14 protein-coding genes are annotated in these 19,597 nt (G+C 70.9%); 3 read left to right on the top strand and 11 right to left on the bottom strand.

The annotated features are described in order from the left end of the window. Window positions 1–37 precede the first annotated feature (37 nt). Genes ACEN9J_RS36650 through ACEN9J_RS36640 form a run of 3 tightly spaced genes read left to right on the top strand, consistent with a single transcriptional unit; the run spans window position 38 to window position 3,523 of the window. Window positions 38–1,414: an MmgE/PrpD family protein gene (locus ACEN9J_RS36650; protein ID WP_413764832.1), complete on the top strand. Its 1,377-nt coding sequence runs from the start codon at window positions 38–40 to the stop codon at window positions 1,412–1,414. A gap of 13 nt (window positions 1,415–1,427) precedes the next feature. Further along, entirely contained in the window at window positions 1,428–2,513 is a 1,086-nt protein-coding gene (locus tag ACEN9J_RS36645; protein ID WP_413764831.1) for an isocitrate/isopropylmalate dehydrogenase family protein, read from the top strand. 14 nt (window positions 2,514–2,527) lie between these two features. Next, window positions 2,528–3,523 carry a quinone oxidoreductase family protein gene (locus tag ACEN9J_RS36640; protein WP_413764830.1) on the top strand — a complete coding sequence of 332 codons (996 nt, stop codon included), beginning with the start codon at window positions 2,528–2,530 and terminating at the stop codon, window positions 3,521–3,523. Window positions 3,524–3,526: 3 nt separating this feature from the next. Here ACEN9J_RS36640 and ACEN9J_RS36635 read toward each other — a convergent pair whose 3' ends face one another. The 11 genes from ACEN9J_RS36635 to ACEN9J_RS36585 all read right to left on the bottom strand — a co-directional run bounded on the left by ACEN9J_RS36635 (window position 3,527) and on the right by ACEN9J_RS36585 (window position 19,569). After that, window positions 3,527–3,880 carry a hypothetical protein gene (locus ACEN9J_RS36635; protein WP_057591022.1) on the bottom strand — a complete coding sequence of 118 codons (354 nt, stop codon included), beginning with the start codon at window positions 3,878–3,880 and terminating at the stop codon, window positions 3,527–3,529. Further along, window positions 3,877–4,431 (bottom strand): hypothetical protein, encoded by a 555-nt coding sequence (locus ACEN9J_RS36630; protein WP_413764829.1) that lies wholly within the window; start codon window positions 4,429–4,431, stop codon window positions 3,877–3,879. Before ACEN9J_RS36630 ends, ACEN9J_RS36635 begins: the two co-directional genes overlap by 4 nt. A gap of 196 nt (window positions 4,432–4,627) precedes the next feature. Further along, a complete protein-coding gene (locus ACEN9J_RS36625) occupies window positions 4,628–6,091 on the bottom strand; it encodes a serine hydrolase (protein ID WP_413764828.1) in 1,464 nt (487 codons plus the stop codon). Window positions 6,092–6,139: 48 nt separating this feature from the next. Beyond that, window positions 6,140–7,564, bottom strand: coding sequence for a heavy metal sensor histidine kinase (locus tag ACEN9J_RS36620; RefSeq protein ID WP_413764827.1), 1,425 nt, complete (start codon window positions 7,562–7,564; stop codon window positions 6,140–6,142). Beyond that, entirely contained in the window at window positions 7,561–8,241 is a 681-nt protein-coding gene (locus tag ACEN9J_RS36615; RefSeq protein WP_413764826.1) for a heavy metal response regulator transcription factor, read from the bottom strand. Before ACEN9J_RS36615 ends, ACEN9J_RS36620 begins: the two co-directional genes overlap by 4 nt. A gap of 40 nt (window positions 8,242–8,281) precedes the next feature. Continuing rightward, window positions 8,282–9,067, bottom strand: a complete 786-nt coding sequence (locus ACEN9J_RS36610) for an alpha/beta fold hydrolase (protein WP_413764825.1) — start codon at window positions 9,065–9,067, stop codon at window positions 8,282–8,284. Window positions 9,068–9,196: 129 nt separating this feature from the next. Continuing rightward, complete coding sequence (locus ACEN9J_RS36605; RefSeq protein ID WP_172705395.1) at window positions 9,197–9,367, bottom strand: hypothetical protein; 171 nt, start codon at window positions 9,365–9,367, stop codon at window positions 9,197–9,199. Between the two features lie 28 nt (window positions 9,368–9,395). After that, entirely contained in the window at window positions 9,396–9,596 is a 201-nt protein-coding gene (locus tag ACEN9J_RS36600; RefSeq protein WP_057591017.1) for an MbtH family protein, read from the bottom strand. Window positions 9,597–9,632: 36 nt separating this feature from the next. Continuing rightward, window positions 9,633–10,946: a glycosyltransferase gene (locus ACEN9J_RS36595; RefSeq protein ID WP_413764824.1), complete on the bottom strand. Its 1,314-nt coding sequence runs from the start codon at window positions 10,944–10,946 to the stop codon at window positions 9,633–9,635. A 10-nt stretch (window positions 10,947–10,956) separates the two neighbouring features. Continuing rightward, a complete protein-coding gene (locus ACEN9J_RS36590; RefSeq protein WP_413765703.1) occupies window positions 10,957–18,441 on the bottom strand; it encodes an amino acid adenylation domain-containing protein in 7,485 nt (2,494 codons plus the stop codon). A gap of 468 nt (window positions 18,442–18,909) precedes the next feature. Further along, window positions 18,910–19,569 carry a hypothetical protein gene (locus ACEN9J_RS36585; RefSeq protein WP_413764823.1) on the bottom strand — a complete coding sequence of 220 codons (660 nt, stop codon included), beginning with the start codon at window positions 19,567–19,569 and terminating at the stop codon, window positions 18,910–18,912. Between the last annotated feature and the right edge of the window lie 28 nt (window positions 19,570–19,597).

Genomic DNA, 19,597 nt, shown 5'->3' with positions numbered 1-19,597 from the left:
CCCTTTCTCTTTCTCAACGCAACCAGCAAGAACTCCAGTGGCCCGCAACACGCACGTTTCCGCCGACACCTCGGCCCCTCCCGTCACCGCCATCCTGGCCCGCTTCGTCGCCACGCACCCGTCGCGCGGCTGGAGCGACGCGGTCGAGCGCGAGGCGCACCGCACTTTCTACAACTGGCTCGGCTGCGCCATCGGCGCCGCGCGCCACGAGGCGGCCGAGGCCGCGATCGCCGCCGTGCGCATGCTCGAGCCGGCGCCGCAGGCCAGCGTGCCGGGCCGCGCCGACAAGGTCGACATGGCCAGCGCAGCGCTCGTCAATGGCATCACCTCGCACACCTTCGATTTCGACGACACGCACCTCAAGACCATCATCCATCCGGCCGGACCAGTGGCCTCGGCGCTGCTGGCGCTCGGCGAGCACCGCGGGGCCTCGGGTCGCCAGCTGATCGACGCGCTGGTGCTCGGCATCGACGTGGCCTGCCGCATCGGCAACACCATGTACCCCGACCACTACGACCGCGGCTGGCACATCACGGGCTCGACCGGCATGCTCGGCGCGGCCGCGGGTTGCGCGCGGCTGCTGGGGCTCGATGAACACCGCACGGCGATGGCGATCGGCATCGCGGCCTCGCAGCCCGTGGGCCTGCGCGAGCAGTTCGGCACCATGACCAAGCCCTTCCATCCGGGCGCCGCGGCGCGCGCGGGCCTGATGTCGGCGCTGCTCGCGAGCCAGGGCTTCACGGCCAGCGAGCGGGCGCTCGAGGCGCCGCGCGGCTTCGTGCAGGTGGCCTCCGACAAGCGGGCCTGGCACGAGGTCACCGACGAACTCGGCGAGCGCTTCGAGATCTCCTTCAACACCTACAAGCCCTTCGCCTGCGGCATCGTGATCCATCCGAGCATCGACGCCTGCGTGCGGCTGCGCGCGCAGGGCATCGCGCCCGAGGACGTGGAGCGCATCGAGCTGCGCGTGCATTCGCTGGTGCTCGAGCTCACGGGCAAGAAGGAGCCGAAGGACGGCCTGCAGGGCAAGTTCAGCGTCTACCACGGCTGCGCCGTGGGCCTGATCCACGGCCGCGCGGGCGAGGAGGAGTTCTCGGACGCGGTGGTCAACGACCCGCGCGTGATCGCGCTGCGCAACCGGGTGCAGGCGGTGGTCGACGACGGCATCGCGGAGGAGTCGGTGCACGTGAGCGCGCTGCTGCGCGACGGCCGGCGCGTCGAGGTGCGGGTCGATCATGCGATCGGCTCGATGCACAACCCGCTGTCCGATGCGCAGCTCGAGGCCAAGTTCGACGCGCTCGCGGTGCCGCTGCTCGGCGCACAGCGCTCGGGCCGGATCACCGAGGTGTGCCGCACGCTGGCCGCGCTGTCCGACCTGCGCACGCTGACCGCGTTGACCGCGCCTTCGGCTTGAACGGGAGGCACGCATGACGAACCAGAGCATTGCATCGCTTCGCATCGGTATCCTCGACGGCGACGACATCGGCCACGAGATCGTGCCGGCCTCGGTCGACATCGCGCGCGCGGCCGCCGAGCTGCACGGCGTGGCCATCGACTGGCATCCGCTGCCGATCGGCGCGCGCGCACTGCAGACCCACGGCCACACCCTGCCGCCCGGCACGCTCGAGACCCTGCGCACGCTCGACGGCTGGCTCCTCGGGCCCATCGGCCACCGCGCCTATCCCAAGGGGCCGAACGCGATCAACCCGCATCCGATCCTGCGCAAGACCTTCAACCTGTTTGCCAACGTGCGGCCCACGCGCTCGTACCCGGACATCGGCTGCCTGCACGACGGCGTCGACCTGGTGATCGTGCGCGAGAACAACGAAGGCTTCCAGCCCGACCGCAACATGGTCGCGGGCTCGGGCGAGTTCCGGCCCAACGACGAGGTCACGCTCTCGGTGCGCGTGATCACCCGCACCGGCAGCCGGCGCGTGGCGCGCGCGGCCTTCGAACTCGCGCGCCAGCGCCGCAAGCACCTGACCTATGTGCACAAGGACACCGTGTTCAAGCTCGGCTGCGGCATGTTCGTCGAGGAGTGCAGGAAGCTCGCCGAGGAGTACCCCGACGTGCGCGTCGACGACGTGATCGTCGACACCTTCGCGATGCGGCTGGTGCGCGATCCGCAGAGCTTCGACGTGGTGGTCACGACCAACATGTTCGGCGACATCCTGTCGGACGAGGCGGCCGGCCTGGTCGGTGGCCTGGGCATGGCGCCGGGGTTGTGCATCGGCGACGGCGACATCGCGATGGCGCAGGCCACGCACGGCTCGGCGCCCGACATCGCGGGGCAGGGCATCGCCAATCCCTACGCGATGATCGAGTCGACGCGCATGCTGTTCGACTGGCTGGGTCACAGCCGCGGCAACGAGGGCGCGGTGCGCATGGCCGCATCGATGTCGCGCGCCATCACGGCCGCGCTCGCCGATCGCGCGGCGCGCACCGGCGACATCCGCGGCAGCGGCAACACGGTGGCGTTCACGCAGGCCGTGCTGCGCAACCTGAGTGCTTGAAGGGAAATCTCTCGATGACCGAAACGACCACCATGCAGTCCTTCTGGATGCGGATGAGCGAGGCGGGCGGCGTGCTCGAGCAACGCGAGGTGCCGGTGCCCACCGCGGGCCCGGGACAGTTGCTGGTGCGCCTGCATGCGGCATCGCTCAACCGAGGCGAGTTCCTGGCCGGCCACGGCGCGTCGGGTGCCTGGCGCCCGGCCGGCGGGGAGGGTGCGGGCAGGGTGGTCGATGTTGGAAATGCCGTTAGTGGATTTCAAGTGGGAGACCGCGTGATGGGCCGCTGCGCCGGGGCCTTCGCGGAGTACGCGCTGATGGAAGCGGCCGAGGCCATGGCCGTGCCGCAGGCGCTGTCGTGGGAAGAGGCCGCGAGCATTCCGCTGGCCTTCCTGGTCGCGTTCGACATGCTGGTGCTGCAGGGCCGGCTGCAGCCCGGCGAATGGCTGCTGGTCAACGGCGTGTCCTCGGGCGTCGGGGTGGCGTCGCTGCAACTGGGCAAGGCGCTCGGCGCGCGCGTCATCGGCACCTCGGGGTCGGCCGACAAGCTCGCGGCCCTCGCGCCGCTGGGGCTCGATGTCGCGCTGCCCACCCGCGCCGCCGATTTCGCGCCGGCCGTGCTGCTGGCCACCGGCGACAAGGGCGCGAACCTCGTCGTCAACACGGTCGGCGGCTCGGTGTTCGCCGAGAACCTGCGCGCGATGGCCTTCGAGGGGCGGCACGCGACCGTGGGCCATGTCGACGGCGTGCTGCATGCCGAGCTCGACCTCGAGGCCCTGCATGCGCGGAGGCTCACGCTGTTCGGCGTCTCGAACAAGCTGCGCACCAAGGCCCAGCGCGCTTCGGGCGTGCCGCGTTTCGTCGCCGAGGTGCTGCCGCTGTTCGCGGCTGGCCGCATCCGGCCGCGCATCGATCAGGTGGTGGCGTTCGACGAACTGCCGGCGGCCAAGGCGCGCATGGAGGCCGGCGCGCACATCGGGAAGATCGTGCTGCGCCTGCCGGGAGCGGACTGAGACTCAGGGCACGGCGGCGAGCAGCGCGACGCCGGCCCCTTCCAGCTCGTCGGCCAGGACGACTTGCGCCACGAAGATCGTGGCTTCCTCGAAGCGCAGGGCCGCGGTCGCGTCGAACAGCTCGGCGACCACGGCATCGGCCTGCGTGCCGGCGGGAAGATCGAAGATGCCGTTGCCCGCGATGCTGTCGATGACCTGCTGGCGCCCCGACTGCATGGCCAGGGCGAGCGACTGGACGCAGAGGCTGCTCAGGTCGGGTTCCTCCGCCAGGTACTTGAAGGCGTACTCGATGTCGGTGTTCGCGACCCGCGCGACCCATCGTCCTTGCCCGATCTCGAGAATCAGCAGGTCGTTCATGGCTTGCCTCCCGTGTAGTCGCTGATGGTCACGGTCAGGTCGAGCGCCGTGTGCCACGACTGCGCGCGGCCGATGGCCGCGAGGCCGCCGACGTGCCCGTCGGCGAAGAAGGTCCTGGGGTCCGACGGATCCGACCCCGAGCGCGCCCACTGCGGATCCCTGCCCGGGTTGTTGTCCCAGCACACGTCCCAGTACGGACGCTTGCCGATGCCGAAGACCTGCACCGGCGCGACGATCCGCACGCCGAAGCGCACCGGGATCTCGGGGCTGTACCAGGTGACGTAGGCGTTGTTGGCGCCGTCGGCGATCCACGAGAACGCGATCTGGCAGATGTCGAGCGTCTCCATGCCCGAACGCGCCTTGAGGATCGGCCCCGGCGAGGAGGTCACGCTGCCGAACGCGAAGTCCTTGGTGTAGCCGGTGACGTCGCGCCGCAGCTCGAACTTCGAGTAATTGACGAAAGTGATCTTGATCTCGCCGCTGTCGACGGCCGCGCTCGGGACCAAGGCCGCGTTGGCGACGATGTCGGGCGATAGATGCATGTCGGTCATGGAATTGCTCCTCCTGCTCTGCAATCGGCCAGTGCGATGGTGCGAAGCGCGGGCCCGCTTTTCTCTCGTGAGGGAGCGCGGCATCGCGCCGGTCCCGGTGAGTGGCCGAGGAACTCGCCGGGACATCGCGGCAAGCGTAGGCAGGCCGGTCGATGCGGGGAATCCCCGAAACCAAGTAAAGGCCCGGGAGGGCCGTTCAGGCGCTTTCCGAACGCACGAACAGGATGTCTTTCACCAGCGGCTCGAACGGCACGCCGAGGCTGGCGACGTTCCCGTCGCGATCGGTCAGGAAGCTCAGCGGCAGCCCGTCGGGCAGCAGCGGGTGCAGCGCCGCGGGCAGCTCGAAGGTTTCGTGGTGGCGGTGCTGCAGGGTGGCCGACATGCCGCGCCACGACCAGTGCAGTGTGTCGTCGCGCGCCTCGATCGTCATCAGGCCATAGGCGGGGTGCAGGTAGCGGCCGCCATAGGCCCCGAGGGCGTGGGCCGGTCGCGTGCCCGGATGACGCGCCCGCGCCTGCTCCGCCCGGTAGGCCTGCATCCAGGCCCGTGCCTGCTCGCGCTGCACGCGGCCGCGGGCGCGCCAGTCGATCGGCTCGCGGCCGCGCAGCCGGTCGATGACATGCCAGGTCAGCGGCCGGGCCACGCCCTCGTTGGGGCTGCGGTTGGTCAGCACGGCGATGCCGATGCCGGCGTCCGGCACCAGGGTCATCAGCGCGCCCCAGCCGGGCAGGCCGCCGCCATGAAAGACCAGCCGGTCGCCGCGGTAGCTGTGGCAGCGGAAGCCGAAGCCGTAGTGCGCTTCGCCGAATTCGCCGCCGGCCGAGTTCGGGCAATGGACGTGTGGCGCATGCAGCATGTCGACGAGCGCGGCCGGCAGCAGGCGCTGGCCGTCGATCTCCCCTCTGCCCAGGTGCAAGCGCATCCAGTGCGCGAGATCGGCGACAGAGGTGCTGATCCCGCCCGCGGCGACGGGCCGGAACGGAAGACGCGGCGCGGGCTGCGGCACGTCCTCACGCACCATGTAGGGTTGCGCGGGCTCGGGCGAGGCCTCGAGCTCGTCGAGCGTGAAACCGAGCGTCATGCCGAGCCTGTCGCCCAGCCGCGCGCGAACGAACGCCTCGTAGGTGGTGTCGCCGACGCGTTCGATCAGCAGCCCGAGCACGTTGTAGCCGAGGTTGCTGTACTGGTGGGCGGTGCGGATGTCGAGGTTGGGCTCGAGATGCCGCATGTCGGCCATCATCCGGGCCGGCGAGCGGTCGCCGGGGAGGTACATCCAGTCGTGCGCCGGCAGGCCGCTGTGGTGCGTGAGCAGGTCGCGCACCGTGAGGCGTTCGGTGGCGACCGGGTCGTGCAGGCGGAACTCGGGCAGGTAGTCGCGCACCGGCCGCGTCCAGTCGAGCCGGCCCTCGTGGTGCAGGAGCGCGAGGGCGGTCGCGGTGAAGGACTTGGTGATCGAGCAGATCAGGAAGCGTGTCGCGGCGGTCACGGGCAGGCCCGACTCGAGGTCGCGCTGTCCGTAGGCCCTGGTGAGCAGGATCTGGCCGTCCTGGACGACCGCGAGCGCGGCGCCGGGCACCTTCCAGTCGGCCATGAGAGCGGGGGCGAGGCGATCGAGTTCGGAACCGAGCGCCGCCATCGATGGGCCGGAAGAATGAACCATGGTCGAGCTCCTCGCCTTCGCGTGCGCAACGCTGGCGTGCCGGAAATTTTATCGAGCCTGTGGCCTCGCGCGGGTGCCTTGCCCGGGCGGCGCGGCCACCTGGCGTTGCAGCGTGAACCCGATCTCGTTGACGCCTGGCGTGCCGTGCACGAAGGTCTCGCCCCCATGCATGCGCGCGATCGCACGCACGATCGCCAGCCCGAGCCCGAAGCGCTCGCCCGTCCGGGGCCGCGAGCTGTCGCCGCGCCAGAAGCGCTCGAACATGTGCTGCCGCACCTCTTCCGGAATCGCATCGCCCGGGTTGGTCACCGTGATGCGCGCGCCCTCGGGCAGCGCCTCGATGCGCAGGCCGATGACGGCCTCCTGCGGCGCATGCCGCGACGCGTTTGTCAGCAGGTTCACGAGCGCGCGGCGCAGCAGCACGCGGTTGACGGGCACCGAGGCATCGCCCTCGATCTCGAGCCGCTGGCGCTTCTCCTCGAGGAAGACCTCGACGAACTCGCCGACCTGCCGCGCCTGCTCGCCCAGCGAGAGCTCGCGCAGGTCCTCGGCCGCGTCGCCGCGGTCGGCGCGCGCGAGGAACAGCATGTCGTTGACCATCGAGCCCAGCGTGCGCAGCTCCTCGAGGTGCGACTCGAGCACCTCGCGCATCTCGTCCCGGGGCCGGTCGCGCGCGAGCGCGAGTTCGGCGCCGTTGATCATGATGGCCAGCGGGGTGCGCAGCTCGTGCGCCACGTCGGCATTGAAGCCCTCGAGCTGGGTCCATGCATCCTCCATGCGCGCCAGCACCTCGTTGAAGCGCAGGGCCAGCGGCAGCAGCTCGGTGCTGTCGGCCGGCAGGGTCAGGCGCTGCGACAGCCCGCCGGGGCGTATCACCGAGGCCTCGCGCGACAGGTCCGCGAGCGCGCGCAGGCCGCGCCGCGTGGCGATGGCGCCGAGCGCCACGGTGCACAGCACGCCGAGCGCGCCGACCAGCAGGCCGTAGTTGTCGTAGCGGTCGAGCATCTCGGCGCGCGGCCGCGGGTCCATGCCGATCAGCACCTGCGCACCGGGGAAGATGGCGTGCTCGTCGAGCCGGTAGTGCGCGCCGCGCAGCACCACGCCGTCCTGCCGCTGCAGCCAGACCTTGTTGCCCTCGCCGCGCAGCGTGGGCGGCATCGGCTCGGCGCCGTAGAGCATCTCGCCGTCGCGCGCGATCAGCCACACGTTCCAGCGATAGCGGCCGCCCACGCTGGTGGCCGCGAGATGGCGCCGCAGCATCGGCAGGTCGGCCGGCGTGCGCACCTCGTCGATGAAGTGCTGCACCACCTCGGTCTTGCCGCTGAGGTCCGAGCGCTCGTCGGCGATCAGCACCTGCTCGAGCGCCTTGTGCAGCAGGTAGCCGGTGGCGGCGAATACCGCGACCGCGACCACCGCCAGCATCAGCACCAGGCGCGCCGAGATCGAGCCGAAGCGCACCCGCGGAGCCTTCACGCGGACTCCAGCACGTAGCCCATGCCGCGCACGGTGCGCAGCATCGGGGTCTCGAAGGGATCGTCGAGCTTGGCGCGCAGGCGGCGCACCGCCACTTCGACCACGTTGGTGTCGCTGTCGAAGTTCATGTCCCACACCTGCTCGGCGATCACGGTGCGCGACAGCACCTCGCCGCGGCGCCGCATCAGCAGCGCCAGGATCAGGAACTCCTTGTTGGTGAGCTCGAGCGCCTGGCCGCCGCGCGAGGCCTTGCGCCGCGCAAGGTCCAGCTGCAGGTCGCCCAGGGTCAGCGTGGTGGGTTCCGAGGTGCCGCCCGAGCGCACGCCGCGGCGGCGCAGCGCGGTCAGGCGCGCCAGCAGCTCCGAGAACGCGAAGGGCTTGACCAGGTAGTCGTCGGCGCCGTCCTGCAGGCCGCGCACGCGGTCCTCGACCTGGTCGCGCGCCGTGAGCATGAGCACCGCCACGTCCTTGGTGGCGCGGATCGCCTTGAGCACCGCGAAGCCGTCGAGGCCGGGCAGCATCACGTCGAGCACCACGATGTCGTACTCGCCGTTCACCGCGAGATGGCGGCCATCGATGCCGTCGGCCGCGACATCGACGACGTAGCCGTTCTCGGTGAGTCCCTTGCGCAGGTAGTCCGCGAGCTTGGGATGATCTTCGACGACGAGCACGCGCATGGGGTGTCCTTCCGCGGGGGCGTCGCCGCGGTGCCGCAGTCTAGCGCCGGCCCTGCGCCGCCTGCACGATCAGATCGGCCACGGCCCGGGGCTGCGACAGCAGCGACACGTGGCTGGCGTCGAGCTCGACGGTGCTGGCCTTCATGCGCTGGGCCATGAAGCGCTGCAGCTCGGGGTCGATGGTGCGGTCCTGGCGCGAGACGGCATACCAGGTCGGCTTGTCGTGCCATGCCGCGGCGGTGGTCCTGGCGGTGGCGATGGCGCGCGCGAACGGTTGCTGCACTGCGTAGTAGGCCAGCGCCTCGGCCGGCGGCAGGTCGCCCGCGAAGTCCTTCACGAAGGCCGGCTGGCTCAGCGAACCCCAGCCGTTGGTGTCCCACTGCAGGCCGGCACCGGCGGGCGCGGCGGCGAACTTGCGAGTGAGAGCCGGGTAGTCCTCGCCGGCATCGGGCGCGCGCGCCGCGATGTAGACCAGGCCCGCCACGTGCGGATCGGTGCCCGCCTCGCTGATCACCATGCCGGCGTACGAATGGCCGACCAGCAGCGTGGGGCCGTCCTGCTGCGCCAGCACGCGTTTGACCGCGTCGACGTCGTCCTGGAAGCCGCTCAGCGGGTTCTGCACCGAGGTCACGTGCAGGCCCTGGGCCTGCAGCAGCGGAATCACCTTGCCCCAGCTCGAGCCGTCGGCATAGAGGCCGTGCACCAGCACCACGTTGTGGACGGCGACCGGCGCCGGGGGCGCGGTCTGCGCACTGGCGGCGGCCACGGAGAAGACACCGGCGAGGGCGATGGCCGCGATGCGGCCCATGAGGGTTCTGCGATGCATGGAAGGCTCCAGGTTCTGGCGGCGCCGGTTGCGGCGCCGCGGGGTCATGCAGTGACGACCGGCACTGCTCTGGAGCGGACTGTGGCGCCAGGCCATCGACCTGGATCGCACATTCCGATTACAAAAATGTCATCTGGAGCGCGGCTTCTTCGTGCCGTCCGCTTTCCGGGTGCCCGGCCTCTCGGCCCGGCGCTTGATGTCGGAGGACGGATGGCCCGCGGCCTCAGGGCCGCCCAGTGCCCGCAGCCGCCGCACGTGGACCGCGGCGGCGCTGCGGCTGCGCAGGAACAGGAAGATCATGGCCGGGGGCCCGATGCGATGGACGCGCTCAACGCCCCGCCAGCGAGAGCGGCCGCATGTCCTGCCAGTTCGCCTCGATGTAGGCGCTGCACGCGGCGCGGTCGGTGGTGGGCAGGGCCACGCGCCAGCCGGCGGGCACGGCGATGAAGGCGGGCCACAGCGAGTGCTGGCCCTCGTCGTTGACCAGCACCTGGAAGCTGGCGTTTTTGTCGTCGAAGGGATTGGTCATGGCGGTTCTTTCGATGGGATGCGAAGGGGCCGGCGCTCAGGCCGCTTCGAGGGATTCGACGCGCGGCAGGGCCTCGAGCGCCTGCGCGATGCCGTGCAGCGCGCGGTGGCGCGCGAACTCCTCGCGCAGGGCGTTCGCGCGTTCGCGGTAGCCGGGGGTGGCGAGCAGCTTGCGCACCGCATCGCCGACCTGGCGCGCGGCCGGCTGCGCGGTGCCGAGGTTGATGCCCACGCCCGACCAGGCCACGCGCGCGGCGATCTCGGGCTTCTCCTCCGAGCTGCCGGCCACCACCAGCGGCACGCCGAGGCTCAGCGCATGGTTGACCGAGCCGTAGCCGCCGTTGGTGACCATCGCATGCAGCTTGGGCAGCAGGCGGTCGTAGGGCAGGAAGGGAAGCACGCGCGCATTGGCCGGCACGTTGGCCGACAGGGCGGACGGCACCGGGCCGCCGGTGGTGGCGATCACGAGCAACTTCGGATCGCCGGCCAGTGCCTGCAGCGTGGGGCCGATCAGCTGCGCGGGATTCTGGTTGGCCAGCGTGCCCTGCGTGACCAGCACGACCGAGCGGCCGTCGTCGAGTTCGTCCCACCACGCGGGCGGCGTGAAGTCGCGGCTGGCCGGCGCGAGCAGCGGGCCGACGAAGCGCACCGAGGCCGGCAGGTCGCTGCGCGGGTATTCGAAGGACGGGCCGGTGAGCTGCAGGTAGAGGTCGGGCATGCGCACCATCGCATCGACGAAGAAGGCCGGCAGCGCGCCGGCGCCGAGGCGCCGCAGCACGGTGTCGAAGTGGCGCTGCACGTCGCCGAACATCGCCTGCTGCAGGTTGGCGTTCATCGCCTTGTTGCGCGCGCGGCCCTCGGGCGTGGAGGACGGCGGCAGCGCGGTGCCGAAGAAGGCGGTGTCGCAGCTCGACAGCGGCAGCGCCGAGATGCCGATCGCGACCACCGCGGGCCGCTCTTCGCGCGGCCCCAGCAGCAGCGGGAAGGTGCCGCAGAACATGGTGTCGACCACGATGGCGTCGGCCTCGAAGTCGTCGAGGATGGCGCGCAGGCCCGCATGCTGCGCCTCGATCGCGTCGGCGAAGAAGTGCTTGAGGCCGAAGCACAGCTGGGCATGCGGCGAGTTCAGCCGGCGGCGCTCGGGAAAGCGTTCGTCGAGATCGCGGTAGTCGCCGTCGATGGCGCGCGCGAAGGGCGTGAAGCTCGCGCCGGTCGCCTCGGCCTGCGCCCTGAACTGGCTCGCGGTGTGCACCCGCACCTCGTGGCCGAGGCCCGTGAGGTGCTGGGCGATGGCCAGCATCGGCAGGACGTGGCCGGGCAGGGCGGTTGCCGCGATGAGATAGCGTGCCATGGGATGTTCCTCAGGAGGCGGTGGTTTCCAGGGCGCGGCGCGCCTTGGTGTGGATGCCGAGGTCGACGAAGTAGCGCTGCAGCAGCTCGCGGTCGACCGGGCGGATCGGCGTGCCGATCGCCTCGAGCTGCGCCTGCGTGGCCGCGCCGCACACCTGCGGCGGCGTGGCCGAGGTGTCGTAGCGATCGAGGATGGCGAGCACCGCCGCGAGGTCGCGGTCCTGCCCCACTGCGAGCCGCGCATGCGCGCGCTCGAGCCAGGGGTCGAGTCCTACCGGCTCGAGGCGCATGCCCAGCCGCTCGAACACCGGCGGGATGTCGCGCACGCGCAGCGGCGCCTGGCCCATCAGGTGGAACACCTGGCCCCACGAGGCGCGCTGCGCCGCGAGGCCGAGGATGGCGCGCGCCACGTCGTCCACCGGCGTGAGGTTCAGCGGCAGGTCCATGTCGGGGATGGCTTCCAGGTCGGCGTAGAGATGGGCCACGCGCCAGATCAGGTCGTCGGCGTTGCAGATCGCATGCGTGTGGTCGCCGGTGACCGCGCCCAGCCGGTAGATCGCGACCGGCATGCCGCGCGCCTGCGCCTCGCGCGCGATCGCGTCGCCGACCCACTTGCTCTGGCTGTAGCCGTCGACCAGGCCGCGCCACGAGTTCAGCGCCGAGCGCTCGGTGACCGTGCCCTCCTGGTTGTTGCCCTGGTCGATCACGGCCAGCGTGGAGACGTAGTGCAGCGTCTTCGCGCAGCCCTGCGCGGTCCATTCGAGCAGCGTGACCACGCTGTCGACGTTGGCCGGCTTGAGGCTGGCGTAGGGATGCAGGAAGTCGACCTGCGCGGCGCAATGGTAGAGCGCGTCGCAGCCGTCGCGCACCAGCCGCACCGCGTCGTCGTCGAGGCCCAGGCGCGGCTTGCCGAGGTCGCCCGTGACGACCTCGATGCGCGCGTCGTCCCAGATCGATTCGAGCTGGCGCGTGGCCAGCGTGCGCTTCAGCCGCAGCGCGCCGGCTTCGGGGTCGGCCGCGCGCACGTGGCAGACCACGCGGGCTTCGGTGTCGCGCAGCAGCGCGGCCAGCAGGTGGCTGCCGACGAAGCCGCTGGCGCCGGTGAGGAACACGCGTCGAGGTGCCAGCGTGGGCGCGATCGCCTGCGCCTGAACATGCGCGGGCAGCACCACCTCGCGCGACAGGTCGAGCGCCTCGGTCGTGCCCGCGTTGTCGTCGATCCAGGCGGCGAGCTCGGCGATCGAGGGCCGGTTGTAGACCTCGGCATGCGGGAAGTCCGCGCGTACCTGCTGGCGGATGCGCATGCCGAGCTGGATCGCCATCAGCGAATGGCCGCCGATCTCGAAGAAGTTGTCGTGGATGCCCACGCGTTCCAGCCGCAGCGTCTCGCGCCACAGGCCGGCCAGCAGTTCCTCGGTGGGCGTGCGCGGCGCGACGTACTGCACCGCGGCCTGCTGCTCGGGCACGGGCAGCGCCTTGCGGTCGAGCTTGCCGCTTGGTGTGAGCGGCAGCGCGGGCAGGTGCACGAAGGCCGAGGGCACCATGTAGTCGGGCAGGGCGCGCGCCATGTGGGCGCGCAGCTCGGTCGGCTGCGGATCGGCGGCGGCGACGAAGTAGGCCACCAGGCGCTTGTCGCCGGGCGTGTCCTCGCGCGCGATCACCGCGGCCTGCGTCACCTGCGGATGCTGCAGCAGCGCCGACTCGATCTCGCCGGGCTCGATGCGGTAGCCGCGGATCTTCAGCTGCTGGTCGGCGCGGCCGAGGAAATCGAGGCTGCCGTCGGCACGCCAGCGCGCGAGGTCGCCGCTGCGGTACATGCGGTTGCCGGGCGCGCCGTGCGGATCGGCCACGAAGCGCTCGGCGCTGAGCGCGGCGCGGTTCAGGTAGCCGCGCGCCACGCCGGCGCCCGCGATGTAGAGCTCGCCCGCGACGCCGGGCGGCACCGGCTGCAGCAGTTCGTCGAGCACGTACATGCGCGTGTTCCAGATCGGCTGGCCGATCGAGGGCTGGCGGCCGGCTTCCATCGGCGCGCTCATGCTCGCGCAGATGGTGATCTCGGTCGGGCCGTAGGCGTTGACCATGCGGCGACCCGGCGCCCAGCGCGCGGCCAGCTCGGCCGAGCAGGCATCGCCGCCGACCACCAGCGTCTGCAGCGCCGCGAACTCGCCGGGCGGCAGGGTCGAGAGCGCGGCCGGCGGAATCAGCGCGTGGCTCACGGCCCGGGCTTCGAGCAGCTCGGCGAGGTCGCTGCCCAGCAGCTGCTGCGCGCCCGGGACCACCAGCGCGGCGCCCGCGTGGAAGGCCATGAGCTGGTCCATCACCGAGGCATCGAAGCCGCAGGAGGAGAACTGCAGCACGCGCGAGTCGGACGTGATCGCCAGCCGCTCCTGCATGGCGGCGCCGAGGCTGGCCAGGCCCGCATGCGGCACGATCACGCCCTTGGGCAGGCCGGTGGAGCCCGAGGTGTAGATGACGTAGGCGGCCTCGCGCGGATCGGCAGGGGGCGCCGTTGGCGCGGCCTCGGACTGGGCCGCGATCGCCTCGCGCGTGTCGACGGCGTCGAGCGCGATGCAATGCGCGACGTCGGCCAGCTGCGGCAGCAGCGCCTCGTGCGTGAGCACCGCCGCGGGCGCGGCTTCCTGGAACACGAAGGCGCTGCGCGCCGCCATGTGGCTCGGATCGATCGGCAGGTAGGTGGCGCCGGCCTTGACGATCGCCAGGTGGGCCACGACCAGGTCGAGCGAGCGCGGCAGCACCGTGGCGACGATGGCGCCGGGCGCGATGCCGCGTGCGCGCAGCAACTGCGCGAGCCGGTTGGCGCGCGCGTCGAGTTCGGCATAGCCGACGGTCGCGTCGTCGAGCACCACGGCGGGTGCCTGCGGACGCTCGGCGGCATGCGTGGCCACCATGGCGGCCAGCGAGCGCGGCGCGAGTTCGCGCGGCTGGCCGCTCCATTGCGACAGCAGCCGGTGCTGTTCCTCGGCGCTCAGGATCGCGAGCTCGGCGATCGGCGCGTCGGGCGCGTCGCAGGCCTCCTCGAGCAGCCGGGCCAGCCGCGCGGCCATGGCCTCGACGGTGGCGCGCTCGAACAGGTCGCTGCTGTACTGGATGCCGCCGCCGATGCCGCCCGGCAGGCCGTCGGCGCCGCGCTGTTCGCTGAGGATGAAGGACAGGTCGAACTTCGCGGTGTCGATCTCCACCGGCTGCGGCGTGATCGACAGGCCCGGCAGGCTGAACGACAGCCGGCTGCTGTTCTGGAAGCCCAGCATCACCTGGAACAGCGGCTGGTTGGTGCGCGCGCGGCCCGCGCCGCTGCGCTGCAGCTCCACCAGGCGGTCGTACGGGAACTCCTGGTTGGCATAGGCCGCGAGGTTGGTGGCGCGCACGCGCGAAACCAGCTCGCGCAGGCTGGGCCGGCCCGAGGCGTCGGTGCGCAGCACCAGCGTGTTGACGAAGCAGCCGATCAGCTCGTCGAGCGCGTGGTCGCTGCGGCCCGCGACCGGGCTGCCGATCACGATGTCGTCGCCCGCGCCGAGCCGGCTCAAGAGGCCTGCGAGCGCGGCCTGCAGCACCATGAAGACGCTGGCCTGCCCGTCGCGCGCCAGCTGCAGGATGCGCTCGTGCACCTGCGGCGCGATCTGCAGCGGCACCACGTCGCCGCGGTAGCTCGGCGCCAGCGGGCGCGGATGGTCGGCCGGCAGCGCGAGCTGCTCGGGCAGGTCCTGCAGCGTGGCCTGCCAGAACGCGCGCTGGCGCCCGGCCATGCTCTCGGCATCGTCCTCGCTGCCCAGCAGTTCCTGCTGCCACAGCGCGTAGTCGGCGTACTGCAGCGGCAGCGGCGTCCAGCCCGGTGCCCGGCCTTCGCAGCGCGCCGCGTAGGCCACGCTGAGGTCGCGCGCCAGCGGCAGCAGCGAGGCGCCGTCGCCGGCGATGTGGTGCGTGAGCAGCAGCAGCACGTGCTCGTCGTCGGCCAGTTTGAACAGCGAGACGCGCAGCGGCGCCGTGCTGCCGAGGTCGAAGGCATGGCCCGCGGCCGCGTGCAGCTGCGCGGCGATCTCGTCCTCGCTGCTGTCGGCCTCGAGCACGGCGGGCCGCGCCTGCGCGCCGTCGAGCACCTGCTGCCACGGCAGCCCGTCCTCGTTCGGGTAGATGGTGCGCAGGCTCTCGTGGCGCTGCACCAGGTCGTGGAGCGCCGCATGCAGGGCTGCGCGGTCGAGCGTGCCCGACAGGCGCAGCGCCAGCGGCATGTTGTAGGCCGGGTTGGCGCCCTCGAGCTGGTTCATCAGCCACAGGCGGCGCTGCGCGAAGGACAGCGGGATGCGCGCCGGGCGCGGCATCGGCACCAGGCTGGGCCGCGCCACCGATTCCTGGTCGAGCAGCTCGGCGAGGCCGGCGATGGTCGAGACCTGGAACAGCGTGTCCAGCGGCAGGTCGATCATGAACTGCTGGCGGATCATCGAGACCAGCTGCACGATCATCAGCGAGTGGCCGCCGAGCTCGAAGAAGTTGTCGTGGATGCCCACGCGCTGCAGGTGCAGCGTCTCGGCCCAGAGGCCGGCCAGGATCTTCTCGGTGGGCGTGCGCGGCGCGGCATAGGGCGTGGCGGCCTGCACCTCGGGCGGCGGCAGCGCCTTGCGGTCGAGCTTGCCGCTCGGACCCAGCGGCAGCGCGGGCAGGCTCACGAAGGCCGAGGGCACCATGTAGTCGGGCAGCGCCTGCGCGAGGTGCGCGCGCAGCTCGGCCGTTTGAGGATCGGCGGACTCGACCGGCACGAGGTAGGCCACCAGGCGCTTCTCGCCGGGAGCGTCCTCGCGCGCCACCACCGCGGCCTGTGCGATCTGCGGATGCTGGAGCAGCACCGCCTCGATCTCGCCGGGTTCGATGCGCAGGCCGCGGATCTTCACCTGCTGGTCGGTGCGGCCCAGGTAGTCCAGGCTGCCGTCGGCGCGCCAGCTCGCGAGGTCGCCGGTGCGGTACATGCGGCTGCCGGGCGCGCCATGCGGATTGGCGACGAAGCGCTCGGCACTGAGCAGCGGCCGGCCCAGGTAGCCGCGCGCCAGGCCCGTGCCCGCGATGTAGAGCTCGCCGGCCACGCCGGCCGGCACTGGCTGCAGGCCGCTGTCGAGCACGTACATCTGCGTGTTCCAGATCGGCCTGCCGATCGGCACACTTTTCGGCGCGGCCTGCGAGCGTTCGCATTCCCACGCGGTGACGTCGACCGCGGCCTCGGTCGGGCCGTAGAGGTTGTGCAGCTCGGCGCCCAGGCGCTCGTGGCATTGCGCCTGCAGCGCGGGCGACAGCGCCTCGCCGCTGCAGATCACGCGGCGCAGGCTGGTGCAGCCGGCGGCCGCGGGCTCGCGCAGGAAGACCTCGAGCATCGAGGGCACGAAATGCAGCGTCGTGATGCCTTCGTCGGCGATCAGGCCCGCGAGATAGGCCGCGTCCTTGTGGCCGCCGGGCCGGGCGAGCACCAGCGTGGCGCCGTCGATCAGCGGCCAGAAGAACTCCCACACCGACACGTCGAAGCTCGAGGGCGTCTTCTGCAGCACGCGGTCGTCGGCCGCGAGGCCGTAGCGCGCCTGCATCCACAGCAGGCGGTTGACGATGGCGCGATGCGACACCACCGCGCCCTTGGGCCGGCCGGTCGAGCCCGAGGTGTAGATCACGTAGGCCGGGTGCGCGGGATCGATCGCGACTGCGAAGTTGGCCTCGTCGCAATTCGCCAGATCGGCAATCGTTTGCGCCCCATCGATCAACAGGCGCGGGGCGTCGGCGGGCAGCACCTGCGCGAGCGCCTCGGTGGTGATCAGGCACACGGGCGCAGCGTCGCCGAGCATGAAGGCGATGCGGTCGGCCGGGAAATCGGGGTCGACCGGCAGGTAGGCCGCGCCGGTCTTCAAGGTGGCGAGCAGCGCCACCATCAGTTCCATCGAACGCGGGATCGCGAGCGCCACCGTGCGCTCGGGGCCCGCGCCGCGTGCGCGCAGCAATTGCGCGAGGCGGTTGGCGCGGCGGTTGAGTTCGGCGTTGGACATCGCCTCGCCCTCGAAGCGCAGTGCGATCGCCTCGGGCCGGGCGGTGAGCTGGGCCTCGATCAGCGCGACCAGGTGCGTGTCGGGCACGGCGTGTTCGGTATCGTTCCAGCCGAACAGCAACTGCCGGCGCTCCTCGGCACCGAGCAGGTCGACATGGCCGACGGCCTGCTGCGGTTGCCGGATCACGGCATCGATGAACGCGATCAGCCGGCGCTGGTGATCGGCCAGCCCCTGCGCGGTGTGCACCGCGGGATTGGCGTCGAAGTCGATCTGCAGGTCCTGTCCGTTGCCGCGCTCGTAGAGGAAGATGCCCAGGTCCTCGGCCGTACCGTTCGAGAGGTTGCGCGGCCGCGCCGCATGGCCGGCGAAACGGAAGTCGTAGTCGAAGGGCTCGACGTTGACCACGGTGGTGAACAGCTGCCGGTTGTTGACCAGCATGTTGAGGTCGCTGCGCAGATGCTCGTAGCGGTACGACTGGTGGCGCAGCACCTGCCGCATCTGGCGGCCCACTTCGCGGATCAGTTCGGGGATCGGCAGGTCGGCGCGCATCGCGAGCCGCAGCGGCACGGCATTGGCCACCATCGCGGGCACGCGCCGCATGCGATCGTTGTGGCGCGCGGTGACCGGGATGCCGATCGCCATGTCCTCGATGCCGGTGGCGCGGTAGAGATAGGCCGCGGTGGTGGCGATCAGGATCTGCGGCAGCGTGGTGCCGAGCTCCTGCGCGATCTGCTGCAGCGCCTGCACGCTGGCCGCGGGCAGGTGCACCGTCTGGCGCAGCAGGCCGCCGATGTTGACCGAGCGCTGCGCTGCGAGGCTCAGCGGATCGGGCGCGTCGGCGAAGCGCTCGGTCCAGTACTGGCGGTCGCGCGGGAAGCGGCCCGACTCGCGGTAGGCGCGGTCTTCCTCGGCCAACTGCGACAGCGGTGCCAGGCGCGAGGCCTCGGGCACCTCGGCGGCGCCTTCGGCCATCGCGCTGTAGATGTCGGCGAAGCGCCGCGCGATCAGCCCGCCGCCGAAGCCGTCGAGCACGATGTGGTGGCTGCGGTGGTACCAGATGTGGCGCCCGGGCGCGAGGCGGATCAGCGCCGACAGCCACAGCTGGCCGTGCGCGAGGTCGATGTTGCGTTCGAAGTCCGCGCGCATCCAGCGCTCGGCCCGCGCCGCGGGATCGGCCTCGGCGCTGAGGTCGAGGTAGGGGATCTCGCCCTCGAAGCTGCTCGCCACCACCTGGCGCGGCCCCTGGCCCGCGTCGACGAAGTTGAGCCGCGTGGCCTCGACCTCCTCGGTGACGCGGCGCATGGCCGCGAGGAAGATTGCGGGGTCGATCGGGCCGTCGATATCGATGGCTTCCGCGAGGTTGAAATTGGTGTCGGGCGACGCGAACTTCGCGCCCAGCCACATCGCCATCTGACCCGAGGTGAGAGGCGCCGAACTGCTCAGGGGACCACTGCCTTGCATGCGCTGCTCCAAGTTGGACATGGGGTTGCCAACGGGGCATTGCAGGCGCGAAGCGAATTGCCAGAAGCCGCCTTCTCGCACGTCCGCAGCGGGTCGAATTGACATTCCGTTGACATTTAAAAACCAAATGTACAAGCGGTTGCAGTCACTTCGATGGCAGTTTCGAGTGCGGCAATATTTCACGCTCTCAATTGAGCAAGAAAGGTTTCCTGGGGTTTTTCGCACTGCACCCAGAAAGCCTCATTTTCGAGGCGGTTCGGCTTACTTTCAGAGGGAGAAGCAGGAGGAAAAAGTTTGTTGCGTCGCAACAACTTCAATACGCGCAGCAGGGGTATGGCAAATATGTTGGAGATGCCGGCAAGCGCATTGCGTGAATAAAAATTGCCTAATTCCCACGGAATTCCGTGGTGAATAGAAAAGTATTGCGAGGACTTTTGAGCTAATTAGGCGCGCTCTAATTCGCGCCGGTCATTCGCCGCGTCGCGCCGACCTGGACAGCGCCGCCAGCGTCTTCTTCGCGCTGTGCAACAGGCCCGCGCGCTCGGGCTTCAGGCGCGCCTTGGTGTCGCCCGGCGCGATGATCTCGAAGGCCGTCTCGGCCCCGAGCTTGGCGGCCAGTGCATCACGCGGCGCGAGGCCCTCGAAGCGCGCGTTCGAGATCACATGCACCTGCAGATGGCGATGGATGGCCTTCGACAGCTTGCGGCAGGCGGCGGTCATCGCCGCTTCGTCGGGCGTCGCCGCGCCATGCACGACAAGCACTTCCACGATGCCGTTCGCGTCCTCGCCGAGCACGAAGGCACGCACCACCGAGTCCTTGAACCTGGCGCGCAGCATCGCGCGCACCGGCTCGGCCGCCGCGAAGGACTTCAGCGCGATGCGGCGCAGCTCGCGGTGGAACACGAAGCCGCGATCGAGCGTGAAGGTTTCGGGCAGTTCCTCCTTCGCGGCATGCCGCGACAGCATGCCGCTGCCGACGAGGTGCGCGAGCGTGCCCTCCACTTCGGCTGCGTCGAGCCTGGTCTTCTGCGCCAGTTCGTTCGTGGTGAAGGGTTCCTCGGGATTTCCGTAGAGCACCTGCAGGAGCTTCTGGACGGAGGGGGACAGGAGGAAGTCTGCGGCGCTCATGGGGGCGATGGGTTCGGTGCGGGGGGAA

Origin of the sequence: Variovorax sp. Varisp41 (genome assembly GCF_047325085.1) — a bacterium.
Classification (GTDB): domain Bacteria; phylum Pseudomonadota; class Gammaproteobacteria; order Burkholderiales; family Burkholderiaceae_C; genus Variovorax.
Note: the sequence above shows the minus strand (reverse complement) of the source record. Positions and strands in the feature narration are given on the sequence as shown.

Bases quoted from the DNA above. Each gene is read 5' to 3' on its own strand.
- ACEN9J_RS36615 (WP_413764826.1), bottom strand. From the start codon at position 8,241: ATGCGCGTGCTCGTCGTCGAAGATCATCCCAAGCTCGCGGACTACCTG.
- ACEN9J_RS36645 (WP_413764831.1), top strand. From the start codon at position 1,428: ATGACGAACCAGAGCATTGCATCGCTTCGCATCGGTATCCTCGACGGC.
- ACEN9J_RS36635 (WP_057591022.1), bottom strand. From the start codon at position 3,880: ATGAACGACCTGCTGATTCTCGAGATCGGGCAAGGACGATGGGTCGCG.
- ACEN9J_RS36600 (WP_057591017.1), bottom strand. From the start codon at position 9,596: ATGACCAATCCCTTCGACGACAAAAACGCCAGCTTCCAGGTGCTGGTC.
- ACEN9J_RS36625 (WP_413764828.1), bottom strand. From the start codon at position 6,091: ATGGTTCATTCTTCCGGCCCATCGATGGCGGCGCTCGGTTCCGAACTC.
- ACEN9J_RS36640 (WP_413764830.1), top strand. From the start codon at position 2,528: ATGACCGAAACGACCACCATGCAGTCCTTCTGGATGCGGATGAGCGAG.
- ACEN9J_RS36610 (WP_413764825.1), bottom strand. From the start codon at position 9,067: ATGCATCGCAGAACCCTCATGGGCCGCATCGCGGCCATCGCCCTCGCC.
- ACEN9J_RS36605 (WP_172705395.1), bottom strand. From the start codon at position 9,367: ATGATCTTCCTGTTCCTGCGCAGCCGCAGCGCCGCCGCGGTCCACGTG.
- ACEN9J_RS36585 (WP_413764823.1), bottom strand. From the start codon at position 19,569: ATGAGCGCCGCAGACTTCCTCCTGTCCCCCTCCGTCCAGAAGCTCCTG.
- ACEN9J_RS36595 (WP_413764824.1), bottom strand. From the start codon at position 10,946: ATGGCACGCTATCTCATCGCGGCAACCGCCCTGCCCGGCCACGTCCTG.
- ACEN9J_RS36630 (WP_413764829.1), bottom strand. From the start codon at position 4,431: ATGACCGACATGCATCTATCGCCCGACATCGTCGCCAACGCGGCCTTG.
- ACEN9J_RS36590 (WP_413765703.1), bottom strand. From the start codon at position 18,441: ATGCAAGGCAGTGGTCCCCTGAGCAGTTCGGCGCCTCTCACCTCGGGT.